Raw genomic sequence first — 12,114 nt, 5'->3', positions numbered from 1 at the left:
ACCGCAATTAGGCTGAGTTATTAACAATCGGGGGGAAGCCGGTTAAGCTGCCAAAATCCATATTGGGCCGGTCTTATCGCCTATCCTAAATTAAAACAGGCGACCAGTCCAAAATGCTAAACTTGATACTTGACATATCCGATGGGATTAGTATACATTATGATTATAAATCAGCCAATTTTTAAGGGCAGAGTGAGCTCAATCCACAACCTTAAAAGGGAGGTTTAAGAAATGAAAGCTATATATATGGATCATAGTGCTACTACTCCAGTCGATCCAGAAGTTTTTAATGCTATGATACCCTACTATACAGATATATATGGTAACGCATCCAGTGTTCACTCTCAGGGACAGAAGGCGGCCCGGGCGGTTGAGCATGGCCGAGAACAGGTAGCTTCGCTTATTGGTGCTTCGCCTGAAGAGATAATTTTTACTGCCGGAGGTACTGAAGCTGACAATCAGGCGATAATCACGTTTATGCAACATGAGCGTCAGAAGCAGGGCAAACATATTATTACTTCGGCTATTGAGCATCATGCGGTTTTGCATACCTGTGAATATTTATCCAAACAAGGATTTAAACTTACGGTTCTTCCTGTAAATTCTGTTGGGTTGGTTGAACCTGACATCCTCCAGGCAGCACTTCGACCAGATACTGCTCTAGTCTCGATAATGCATGCTAATAATGAAATAGGAACTATTCAGGATATTAAGACACTGGCCGCCATCAGTCATGAAGCTGGGGCTGTCTTTCATACTGATGCGGTACAAACTACGGGAAAGATTCCTGTAAACGTTAGGGATCTGGGGGTAGATTTTCTTTCTGCTTCTAGTCATAAGCTGTATGGACCGAAGGGAATAGGCTGTCTTTATGTGAAAAAGGGAGTCTATATCGGCAGCTATATGCACGGAGGAGCACATGAACGTAATTTAAGAGCTGGTACGGTTAATGTACCAGGTGTAGTAGGGTTTGGAAAAGCCGCTGAACTAGCTAAAGAGAGACTTTCCCAAAACATGCCTCACTTAAAAGACTTAGCCCAGCATTTAACCAGGGGCATTTTAGATACTATTCCCAATTCCCGCTTAACTGGGCACCCGGTGAATCGCTTGCCGGGAAGTGTTAGCGTAGTATTTGATTATGTGGAAGGAGAGTCTATTCTTCTGATGCTTGATAGCTATGGAATTATGGCCTCTAGTGGCTCGGCATGTACCTCCGGTTCCCTGGACCCTTCGCATGTTTTGTTAGCTATTGGTCTGCCTCATGAAACTGCTCACGGTTCCTTACGACTAACCATGGGCAAGGACAATAGCCGGGAGGATGTTGATTATGTTCTGGAGAAACTACCCCTGATAATCAAGAATCTGCGTACGATGTCACCACTCGGAAAGTAGAGGAGGAAAAGTATGGCATACTCACAAAAAGTAATGGAGCATTTTATGAACCCCCGCAACGTTGGCAAGATTGGATTACCTAACGGTATAGGTGAGGTAGGAAATCCTACCTGTGGGGACATAATGCATATTGAAATAGCAGTAAAAAAAAATAAAATAGAAGATATCAAATTTCAAACCTTTGGCTGCGCTGCAGCTATTGCCACTAGCAGTATGATTACCGAAATGGTTAAGGGGAAAACCCTGGAAGAAGCAGAGAAGATTACCAATAAAGCTGTAGCTGAAGCTCTGGACGGTCTGCCGCCGATTAAAATGCATTGTTCTAACCTGGCTGCCGATGCTCTGCATGAAGCCATAAAAAACTATCGGGAAGGCCGGGAAAATCCAGCCAATGTTACTAAAGACTGCTGTCAGCAGGGATCCGACTCCTGTTGTAGTAAGATTGAGGAATAATGGAGCACGGATGACAAGGGTGGGGTTTGTAGGTAGGGGAATAGTTCTGTTGTCCCCCTATCCGGAACCTCACCTTTGATTATTAACCGCAGGAAGGTGCAAGGGTCAACCGAGGCCCTTTTTTTGCGGGACTTTACTATTATATTCTCCCGGGCAGGTAGTAGACTTATGCCTATGCCTTAACAATCCCTCTGGAACGGGGGCTTTTTTAATGTTTTCTTCTCTGATCACCCATACCTAATTTTTATTCCAGGATAATAAAAAAATTAATAAGGCATATTAATATATGGTAGTAATGGTAATGATTTTTCGAACAAGAAGGGTGACTTAATTATTCCCATAAGATATAGTTATGGTAAGACAAAGTATAGATAATATATATGTTAAATAAGAAGGCTTGATATAATTTTTTGGCGAATTAAGAAGAAAGGATTAATATTTCATGTCTCTGGCGTGTTTGCAGTTTTAAGGAGGTGATAGAAAATGGCAAACTACAAAGACATAATAGCCAAATTTAGTGATAAACCAGGGGGCATAATAGAAGCTTATCATGCGCTGCAGAAGGAGTTTAATTATATACCTCCCGAAGCGGTTGAGGAGGCTGCCCGGGTGTTTAAGGTCTCGGAGGCTCAGGCGTATGGGGTGGCCACCTTTTATTCGTATCTGTCGGTCAAGCCCAGGGGGAAGTATATTATAAGGGTTTGCGAAAGTGCACCTTGTCATATTGCTGGGGCTGACGAAGTGATTAAGGCATTTGAACGTGAATTAGGAATTAAGGTGGGGGAAACAACCCCGGACGGTAAATTCACCTTTGAATTTGCTGAATGTGTGGGACAATGCGAGGGATCTGTGGTGGTTACTATAAATAGTCGTCCCTACCATGATGTTACCGTCGCCAAGGTTCCTACCCTACTGGCTGAATGCCGGTGATGGTCAAAATATACCTAAATAACCTGTTATTATACCTACCTCAATAAAAAAAGGTTATATTGACCACATTTTCTAGTGATGCTCACAGATTATTTCGAGTTAAATTGACACCAGATAACCTGTATTTATGGGTAGCTGCTGGGGAGTGAAGATATAGTAAACCTACTTGTATAAAGCACACTGATTTTTTCAAACATTTTTCTACGCTTTTGAACACATTATTCATCCTAACTACCTGATTTATTCAACTAAATATTTTTATTAGGCAGGAGTTTTCCAACTAAGAGAGCGTCCTGAAACTTTGGCGTCAAGAAGCAATTATGGAGTTCCTCCTCAATGGTTTCGGTATTGGCATAGAACCGAGCCTGCGGAACTACCAGGTAGGAAATTATATTAACCTGGGTGCTGGTAAGATGTTTAAAGATATCTGATACCGGTTCAGGTTGGGTAGAGAGATTAGAAGGGATTGTACTACAGAAAGCTTGTAGCCGACGAAAGAGAGGGGAGGTAAGTAGATGGCTGAGGAAATGCGCATTGTGTTACGCAATGCCGATAAGATCGACCCTAAGAGTATTGATGACTATATCACCTCCGGGGGCTATAGCGCATTGGAAAAAGTCCGCGATATGGCTCCAAAAGATTTGATCAATGAAGTTAAGAAATCAAATCTAAGGGGGAGAGGTGGAGCTGGTTTTAATGCTGGAATGAAGTGGTCATTTGTACCGCCAGGGGAAGTTAAATATGTGGTATGTAATCTAGATGAAGGGGAGCCAGGAACTTACAAGGACCGGATTATAGTGCAAAAGGATCCCCATACCTTATTGGAAGGCATGGCTATTTGTGCCCATGCTATTGATTCGCGTCAGGGATATATTTATTGCCGGGGTGAATACCCATATGTGGTTGAGCATCTTAATGAGGCGATTGCTCAGGCTAAGAGCCGGGGAGTACTGGGCGAATTTGACATTGAGGTACGTATGGGTGCCGGGGCTTATGTTTGCGGTGAAGAAACTGCTCTCATAGAGTCTATTGAAGGACACCGGGGTGAGCCTCGCTTTAAACCTCCGTTTCCAGGAGTTGCGGGCCTGTGGGGGAAACCTACAGTGGTTAACAATGTTGAGACTTTTGCTAATCTTCCGGAGATTATTAATAAAGGGGCCGAATGGTATAGCCAAATAGGGGCACCGGGGTACCCGGGCACTAAGGTTTTGACCTTATCCGGGGATATCGTCAATTCTGTCTGTATAGAGGTACCCACAAATACAACAGTTAGAGAAGTAGTTTACGAATTCGGTGGAGGTATACCGAATGGTAAAAAACTTAAGGCTGTACAGATCGGTGGAACATCGGGAGCTTTTATTCCAGCCTCGATGTTAGATACTCCTATTGATTTTGATTCCATGAGAAATGCCGGTTTTACCTTGGGTACCGGAGCGGTATTTGTTATGGATGAAACCAGAGATATTGTCGATATCGTTACCCGTATTAGCAAATTTTTTGAACATGAATCCTGCGGTAAATGCAACCCATGCCGGGAAGGCACCTTCCGCAATTATGAAATTATGAAAAAAATAAATGCTGGGCAAGGCTCGCTGGAGGATGTTGCCAAACTAAAGACTTTGTGTCAGGTAATGACCAGGGCTTGTTTGTGCGGTTTAGGTCAGGCAGCACCAGGGCCGATCCTTACAACCATGCAGCATTTTGATTACGAATATGGGCGCAAGCTCCTTTTATCTTAAAAGAAAGGAGGATTAACTGTGATAACCTTAACCATCAATGGCAAGGAAGTGCAGGTTCCGCGCGGTAGCACCGTGCTGGATGCCTGTAAAATACATGGAATAGAAGTACCGACCCTGTGCTATGACCAAGATTTGAGACTGGCTGGTTCCTGTAGGATGTGTCTGGTAGAGGTAAAGGGCCGTCCTTTATTTGCAGCCTCCTGTGTTGCTCCTGCTGAGCAGGGGATGGTTGTTGAGACGGAAAGCCCGGCTATCGTAGAGGCCAGAAAAGTGATTTTAGAATTACTATTAGCCCGTCACAAAATGGAGTGTCATACCTGCGAAAAGAACGGGGATTGTCGCTTACAGGATTACTGTTATAGATATGGGATTACCGAGAGCCGCTACACGGAAGGTGGTCAACCAGGGTATCCCATCACCGATGCCAATCCATTTATTGTTCGTGACTATGAAAAATGTATTATGTGTACCCGTTGTGTAAGAGCCTGTGAAGAAATAACCGTTGCCCGGGCCATTAATGTACGTAATCGTGGTCATCAGGCAAAGATAGCTACTGCTTTTGACGGTGATTTAGCTGATTCTCCCTGTGTATTTTGCGGACAATGTGTAATGGTTTGTCCGGTAGGGGCTCTTAGCAGCCGGGTTAGTGCCGGTAAGGGCAGACCCAGTGATATTGATAAAAGGGTCCTTACTACCTGTACTTACTGTGGAACTGGTTGTACATTGGAGCTCAATGTTAAAGACAACCGGGTAGTAGGGGTAACGTCAAATCGAGATGAAAACTGGAGTCCGGTCAATAAAGGGGCCTTATGTGTTAAAGGTCGTTTTGGCTGGGATTTCATTAACTCTCCTGATCGTCTGACCAGTCCTTTGATAAAAGAAAATGGCGAACTTAGAGAGGCTTCCTGGGATGAGGCCTTAGAGTTAGTAAGCCAACGGCTCCTTAATATAAAAAACACCTATGGGTCGGATAGTTTTGCATTCTTTAGTTCCGCTCGAGCTACTAACGAGGAAAACTACGTAGCTCAGAAATTTACCCGGGCGGTGATGGGTACTAATAATGTTGACCATTGTGCCCGGCTCTGACACTCCGTTACTGTCGCCGGTCTGGGGGCAGCATTTGGAAGCGGAGCAATGACTAATTCGATTAATGAACTGGAAAAAGATGCTCGCTGTATTTTTGTTATTGGTACTAATACCACGGAAAACCATCCGGTTATTGGTATGAAGATCAAAAGAAATGTGCTTTACAACGGGGGCAAATTAATCGTAGCTGATCCGCGTGAAATTGAATTATCAAAGTATGCTGATGTCTACATGCAGCATAAGCCTGGCAGTGATGTAGCCTTAATTAACGGTATGATGAATGTCATCATTAATGAGAATTTATTGGATAGTGATTTTATAGCTCAAAACACCGAAGGCTATGAAGAGATGAAACAGGTTGTTCAGAAGTATACGCCGGAGTATGCATCGGAAATTACCGGCGTGCCCGCCCAGGATATTATTAAGGCGGCTCGTCTTTTTGCTGAGTCGGAGGCCGGGTCCATTTGTTATGCAATGGGCTTAACCCAGCATAGTACTGGCACGGATAATGTAAAATCATGCTGTAATTTAGCTATGTTAACCGGTAATATGGGGCGTCCCGGTACCGGAGTTAACCCCCTTAGAGGACAGAACAATGTTCAGGGTGCCTGTGATATGGGATGTTTACCGGTAACTTATCCGGCTTACCAGAAGGTAATCGATGAAACTCCACGACTTAAGTTTGAGCAGGCATGGGGAGTTAAACTACCGGATAAAAATGGGCTAACTCTGACAGCTGTTATTAATCAGGCTTATGAAGGTAATGTTAAAGCCCTGTATGTAATGGGAGAAAACCCCATGGTTAGTGATCCCGACCTGGATCATGTAGAAGAAGCTCTGGATAAACTGGAATTTTTAGTGGTCCAAGATATCTTTCTTACCGAAACTGCTCAGAAGGCAGATGTGGTTTTCCCTTCAGCTAGCTTTGCTGAGAAAGATGGTACCTTCAGTAACACTGAGCGTCGTGTTCAAAGGGTTCGTAAAGCCATTAATCCTCCTGGAGTGGCGCAGGAGGACTGGCAGATCATTAGCAACCTGGCAACCCGCATGGGCTATCCTATGCAATATAAAAATGCCGAAGAGATTTTTGAAGAAATACGCAAGCTAACTCCATCTTATGCAGGTATGAATTATACCCGTCTGGAGGGTAAAGGTCTGGTGTGGCCGTGTCCTACGGAAGATCATCCCGGGACTTCCTACCTGCACAAGGATGGTAATTTTAGTCGCGGTAAGGGGTTATTCTCAGCGGTGGAATACAATGATCCTGCAGAGGTACCTTGTGAAGAATACCCGTTGATTTTAACTACGGGTAGGAATCTTTATCATTACCATACGGGAACAATGACCCGTAGATCTCAGGCCCTTAACCAACATGTACCGGAAAACTGGGTCGAGATTAATCCGACTATGGCTAAAAAACTTAATATTATCGATGGAGAAAAGGTTAAATTAGCTACTCGTCGGGGCAGCATTGAAGTAAAAGCCTGTATTACTGATCGTGTTGCTGATGATGTGGTATTTACCCTGTTTCACTTTAGTGAAGCTGCCGCTAATCTGCTTACTAATGCGGCAGCTTTAGATCCAGTCGCCGGTATACCTGAATATAAGGTTTGTGCCGCTCGTCTGGAAAAGCTTTAAAGAGATAAGGATCATTAATGGGGTAGGAGGCTAACTTCAAAACATCAGGATTCATTATAAAAGGGGAATGTGAAAAAATAGAAAAGGAGCGTGAACAGGTAATGAACTTTTTATCACCTGCGGAAATAGCTGCGGCTTGTTCTAAAGCCGGCACTGGTAAATCCAAACTAGCCTTTGGCCCAATGTTTGCCTTAGGTATTCTGGCAGGGGTTTATATTGGCTTTGGAGCCAATCTAGCTACCGTAGTTGGGGCCACCTGGCCGCCGGAATTAGGCGGCTTATCACAGTTTTTCTTTGGTGCAGTCTTCTCAGTAGGTCTGATGTTGGTAGTTATCGGTGGAGCAGAACTTTTTACCGGGAACAATATGTTTTTACCAATTTCCTGTCTAAATGGTGAAGCAACCTGGGGGGGGCTGCTTTACAATTGGGTAGTCGTTTTTATCGCTAACTTTGTAGGTTCTTTACTGTTGGTATACATAGTGTTCATGGGTCTTTACTATGTGGGCGCTACGGATACTGCAGGTAATGTGACAGCTTTAAGTGCTACCGGTACTAAGGCGGTTGCAATTGCTAAAGGGAAACTTAGTCTGGACTGGTCCCAGGCCTTTTTCCGCGGTATTGGTTGTAACTGGCTAGTTTGTATGGCGGTATGGCTGGCCATGGCTTCCAAAGATGTTGTAAGTAAAATATTTTCCTGTTTCTTCCCCATTATGGCTTTCGTAACCAGTGGATTTGAGCACTGTGTGGCGAATATGTACTTTATACCAATGGGTATTAGTGTAGCTCAGTCTGCTCCGGGAGCAGTAGCTCAGCAATTTGCTATGACTCCGGAAGCGGTTACTGGACTATTTACCTACAGTGGCTTTATTATGAATAACTTGATTCCGGTTACTCTGGGTAATATCGTTGGTGGTGGCGTATTTGTAGCAGGTTTCTATTATTTTGCTTATCTAAGACCGGCTAAAAAACAAAAGGTTAGTGCTTCAGGTAAAGCTGCACAGGCTTAGGTTTAAATTAGCCTCCTAACCCGGCCGGAACTATCTAAAAATAGATAGTTCCGGCTTTTTTACTTCTATCCGGCATGAGTGTTGACTACATGGTGAAAATCCCCAATGGTGAAGGTAGCTATATAATCCCTTATTAGGATGCTTTTTAAAGAATGTTTTTTCATGATATTATGGGTGGAATCAAAGTTTTGGTGACAATAAAAACTAATTTGGATTAGTTTCGTATTTGGGGTGAATAATAGTAAGCGAAGGCTGATTGTGGTATATTAACCATAAAAATGAGTAGCAAGGAGGAGGCCTGATGAGCATGATGAAGAAAGCCCTATACTTGGGATTGGGAATATTCAGTGTGACCCGTGAACGGGCGGAAAAAATGGTATCCGAATTAGTGGAGAAAGGCGAAATGACTCGTGATGAAGCTAAACAGGTTATTGATGATATGGTAACCCGGGGCGAAGAGGAAAAAGAGGGGATGCGGAAAATGGTCCAGGAGGAAGTGGACAAACTTAAAAAAGAGCTACCCTTAGTTAGCCGCGGGGAATTGGAGGCCTTACAGGTCCGAATTGAAGCACTGGAACAAAAAATTGGGCAAGAATAATTTTTTTAATATGGCTGCCGGGATATCCCCGGCAGTATTTCTGGTGGAGGAATTAAGGTGGTAATTAGAACTGGTTTAAGTCATATTAACCATCTGCCCCGCTATCGGGAGGTAGCCAATGTTTTAATTAAACATGGCTTTGGTTTTATATTTGATCGTTTTACCCTAATCCGCTTAAAGCGTAATGATGCATCTAACCGGATTCCTAAGGATTGGCGGGCTCCTAATATAGCCCGACGCTTAAGACTTGCTTTTGAAGAATTGGGCCCTACCTTTGTAAAACTGGGACAACTACTTAGTGTTAGACCAGATATATTAGGTGCGTCCTTTGTAAAAGAATTGGAGAAGCTGCAAAATGATGTACCTGCTTTCCCTTATTCTGAAGTAGTACGGATTTTTCAAGAAGAGGGATTAGATCTGGACGAATTTGCATATTTCTGCGAAAATCCTATTGCAGCAGCATCCATGGCCCAGGTTCACGAAGCAGTCCTAACCACGGGGGAAAAAGTAGTAGTTAAAGTACAACGCCCTGGAATAGACCGAACTGTAGAGATTGACCTGGAGATTCTTTATGAACTGAGTCGTATGCTGGAGAAAAGGACTAGTTGGGGGCGCTTGTATAAGGTTAGTGAAATCGTGGACGAGCTGGGGGAAGCATTACGAAACGAATTAGATTTTCAAAGAGAAGCCCGTAATGCGGATACTTTTTATCGTAATTTTAAGAATAACCCCGATGTTATAATACCACGGGTTTACTGGGCCGAATCTTCCCGCCGTATTTTGACCTTGGAATATGTAAGTGGCATTAAGATATCTGATTTTATTAATCTTAAAAAAGAAGACTTCAATACTAAGCGTATTGCCAGTAATTTAATTGATGCTCTTTTTAAACAGATTTATGATTACGGTTTTTTCCATGCCGACCCTCATCCTGGCAATATAGCCATAACCAGCGGGGAAAAAATCATATTTTATGATTTTGGACAGGTGGGAATTGTGGATGATCTGCTCAAGGAAAGGTGTATGAACCTACTTATTGGTATGATGCGTTATGATACCAATAGCGTAACCAGATCGCTACTAGACCTGGGAATTGGCAGCCAATATGTAAACCGGGAAGAGTTTCGCCGTGATGTGGCTCGTTTGCAGCAAAAGTATTATGGACTGCCCCTGTCAGAAATTAATGTAGGGGAAGCTTTATCAGAATTAATAGAATTGTCGGTCAAATATCAAATGCGGTTACCGGCTGAACTATCTTTGATGGTGAAAATGATGATGACCGTGGAAAATATCGTCTCGCAACTAGATCCCCAACTAAGTATTGTAGACATGGCTGAGCCTTATGGTCGTAAACTATTACTAAAAAGGCTGGCTCCCGAACGATTAGCAGATAACTTGCGTGATATGGTGCTTGATTATGCTAGTGTAGCCCGTTCGGTTCCTCGCGAAATAGACAGTATTTTAAAAATGCTGGAGGAAGGTGAGTTAAAAATCAGGATGGAGCATGCCAACCTGCACCGTCTTTCTTCTCGTTTGGATATCATGTCTAATCGCTTATCAGTAGCCATCATTCTGGCCAGTATTATTATTGGCACCTCCCTGGTGGTAGATAAAGCAGCCAGTGGGATTCTAAACCGTATACCTTTAGTTGAGGTTGGCTTTTTAATAGCACTTATACTGGGATTATTTTTAGTCTACTCGATAATACGCAGTGGCAGATATTAGACCTGGTATAAACCCCTTTTCCCTTCAATATATATAATACAAGACCTTTTAAGGGGGGGAAGATAGGGTGAAAAAAGCCCTTGGGGGATTAGTATTATTAATAACAATTATTTCATTACTAGCAGTACCAGCTACAGCGGCAGAAAAAACTCAACCGGCGGAGGAGGAATCATTAAAACTGCCCCAGCATATTTTTGTTATCAGTGTGGATGGACTCAACTACGAAGGTTTTGTTAGTTCATTAACGACTAATATGGATCATATGGCTAGTGAAGGGGTTATCGATAAAAAGGCTTATGCTTTCAAAGTTAATTCAGTAGAAGCAGCGGAAGCGTCACTACTTACCGGCACCTTCCCCGAAGAACATAAATTTATTACCCGCGGCGATAAAGTAGCAGTGGAATCAGTTCTGGATGTGATGCGTAAACAGGGAAAAAAGGTTATGGTAGTAGATGGCTCGGGGGGACGTTTAGAGGCTCTTATAAATGTTCCTCAAAGCTATATTAAATTGGAATCTAAGGCTAGTGATCGGGAGGTATTTCAAACTACCATAGAAAGTTTTAAAAAAGATAAACCTTTTTTTACCTACATATATATAGATGATTGTATGCAGGCTTTGTTATCGTTAAACGAAAAAACCTTTTATAGTAGTATCAGCCGTCTTGATGAACAATTAGGCAATTTTGTAAATTTTTTACGGAGAGAAGGTCTTTATTATGAATCAATGCTTGTAGTTACCTCCTCAAGGAGTTCTTCTCCCAGTAATGCAGTGCCTTTAATTATTCACGGTCCAGGTATAAAAATGAACTTGCCAATTAAAAATACCATGCTAATTGATTTAGTGCCTACGATCGCCTATACGTCAGGAATCCCGACACCATATAACGCGCGGGGAATTCCTATTTATGATGCCTGTAAAGTCCCTACCCGCGACCAGGTTTATACCCTGACTAAATGGGTTAAGGATTTACAAAGTGATCGGATTAATACTTGGAACCGTTATTATGAGACTCAAGATGAACTATATCGCACCATAAGGCAGCTGACTGCTATTAAAGAAGAAAGACAGAGTATTTTTAATTTCGCCGGGCAAAAAGAAGAAACCATCCTGGTTTTGAAGTCGCGGATTAACAAAGAGCGGACAATTTTTCTGGGGGTTTTCGCGGTTATGTTATTAGGATATGTGGCTGAATACCAGTTACTTAAAAAGAAATTCCTGCTCTTTAAATAATACCTTGACGGTTAGCCAGCCTAATGATAGTATAGTCTAATAATTGATATATTAACACGATGAGCAGATAAGTAGTTGGCTTGGTTGCTTACAGAGAGCCGGGGTAGCTGGAAACCGGTAGTAAAAGGCCAATGAAAGCCGCCTGTGAGTGCTGATGAAACACCCGGTAAGGGTGCCAGGTCAGACGGATGGTCTACCGTTAAAGGACTTTTTAAGCTGGGCCCGAGCCAATTAGGGTGGTACCGCGGGAGAACAACTCTCGTCCCTTGAGGATGAGGGTTTTTTTTTATTCTTATATGTACGTACAAGTGGAAT

9 protein-coding genes and 1 other annotated feature are annotated in these 12,114 nt (G+C 42.9%); all 9 genes read left to right on the top strand.

The window, feature by feature from the left end:
• Positions 1-231 precede the first annotated feature (231 nt).
• Positions 232-1,392 (top strand): cysteine desulfurase NifS, encoded by a 1,161-nt coding sequence (nifS, locus tag ACZ5Q0_RS00650; RefSeq protein WP_446820038.1) that lies wholly within the window; start codon positions 232-234, stop codon positions 1,390-1,392.
• Between the two features lie 12 nt (positions 1,393-1,404).
• The gene (nifU, locus tag ACZ5Q0_RS00645) at positions 1,405-1,845 is read left to right on the top strand and encodes a Fe-S cluster assembly scaffold protein NifU (protein WP_446820039.1); all 441 of its coding nucleotides are present in this window, start codon (positions 1,405-1,407) and stop codon (positions 1,843-1,845) included.
• 483 nt (positions 1,846-2,328) lie between these two features.
• Positions 2,329-2,775: an NADH-quinone oxidoreductase subunit NuoE family protein gene (locus ACZ5Q0_RS00640; protein ID WP_446820040.1), complete on the top strand. Its 447-nt coding sequence runs from the start codon at positions 2,329-2,331 to the stop codon at positions 2,773-2,775.
• A 515-nt stretch (positions 2,776-3,290) separates the two neighbouring features.
• Complete coding sequence (gene nuoF, locus ACZ5Q0_RS00635) at positions 3,291-4,514, top strand: NADH-quinone oxidoreductase subunit NuoF (RefSeq protein ID WP_447182637.1); 1,224 nt, start codon at positions 3,291-3,293, stop codon at positions 4,512-4,514.
• Positions 4,515-4,532: 18 nt separating this feature from the next.
• Positions 4,533-7,238, top strand: coding sequence for a formate dehydrogenase subunit alpha (gene fdhF, locus ACZ5Q0_RS00630; protein ID WP_446820042.1), 2,706 nt, complete (start codon positions 4,533-4,535; stop codon positions 7,236-7,238).
• Between the two features lie 101 nt (positions 7,239-7,339).
• Positions 7,340-8,245 carry a formate/nitrite transporter family protein gene (locus tag ACZ5Q0_RS00625; protein ID WP_446820044.1) on the top strand — a complete coding sequence of 302 codons (906 nt, stop codon included), beginning with the start codon at positions 7,340-7,342 and terminating at the stop codon, positions 8,243-8,245.
• A 301-nt stretch (positions 8,246-8,546) separates the two neighbouring features.
• Positions 8,547-8,843 carry a phasin family protein gene (locus ACZ5Q0_RS00620; RefSeq protein ID WP_447182636.1) on the top strand — a complete coding sequence of 99 codons (297 nt, stop codon included), beginning with the start codon at positions 8,547-8,549 and terminating at the stop codon, positions 8,841-8,843.
• A gap of 57 nt (positions 8,844-8,900) precedes the next feature.
• Positions 8,901-10,568, top strand: coding sequence for an ABC1 kinase family protein (locus tag ACZ5Q0_RS00615; protein ID WP_446820046.1), 1,668 nt, complete (start codon positions 8,901-8,903; stop codon positions 10,566-10,568).
• Positions 10,569-10,635: 67 nt separating this feature from the next.
• Entirely contained in the window at positions 10,636-11,799 is a 1,164-nt protein-coding gene (locus ACZ5Q0_RS00610; RefSeq protein ID WP_447182635.1) for an alkaline phosphatase family protein, read from the top strand.
• A 50-nt stretch (positions 11,800-11,849) separates the two neighbouring features.
• Positions 11,850-12,069, top strand: a binding site (T-box leader).
• Positions 12,070-12,114: the final 45 nt, after the last annotated feature.

This window comes from Syntrophomonas erecta subsp. sporosyntropha (genome assembly GCF_055395365.1).
Note: the sequence above shows the minus strand (reverse complement) of the source record. Positions and strands in the feature narration are given on the sequence as shown.

Excerpts from the sequence above, each read along its gene's own strand:
- nifS (WP_446820038.1), top strand. The coding sequence starts at position 232 with ATGAAAGCTATATATATGGATCATAGTGCTACTACTCCAGTCGATCCA.
- nifU (WP_446820039.1), top strand. The coding sequence starts at position 1,405 with ATGGCATACTCACAAAAAGTAATGGAGCATTTTATGAACCCCCGCAAC.
- ACZ5Q0_RS00640 (WP_446820040.1), top strand. The coding sequence starts at position 2,329 with ATGGCAAACTACAAAGACATAATAGCCAAATTTAGTGATAAACCAGGG.
- nuoF (WP_447182637.1), top strand. The coding sequence starts at position 3,291 with ATGGCTGAGGAAATGCGCATTGTGTTACGCAATGCCGATAAGATCGAC.
- ACZ5Q0_RS00625 (WP_446820044.1), top strand. The coding sequence starts at position 7,340 with ATGAACTTTTTATCACCTGCGGAAATAGCTGCGGCTTGTTCTAAAGCC.
- ACZ5Q0_RS00620 (WP_447182636.1), top strand. The coding sequence starts at position 8,547 with ATGAGCATGATGAAGAAAGCCCTATACTTGGGATTGGGAATATTCAGT.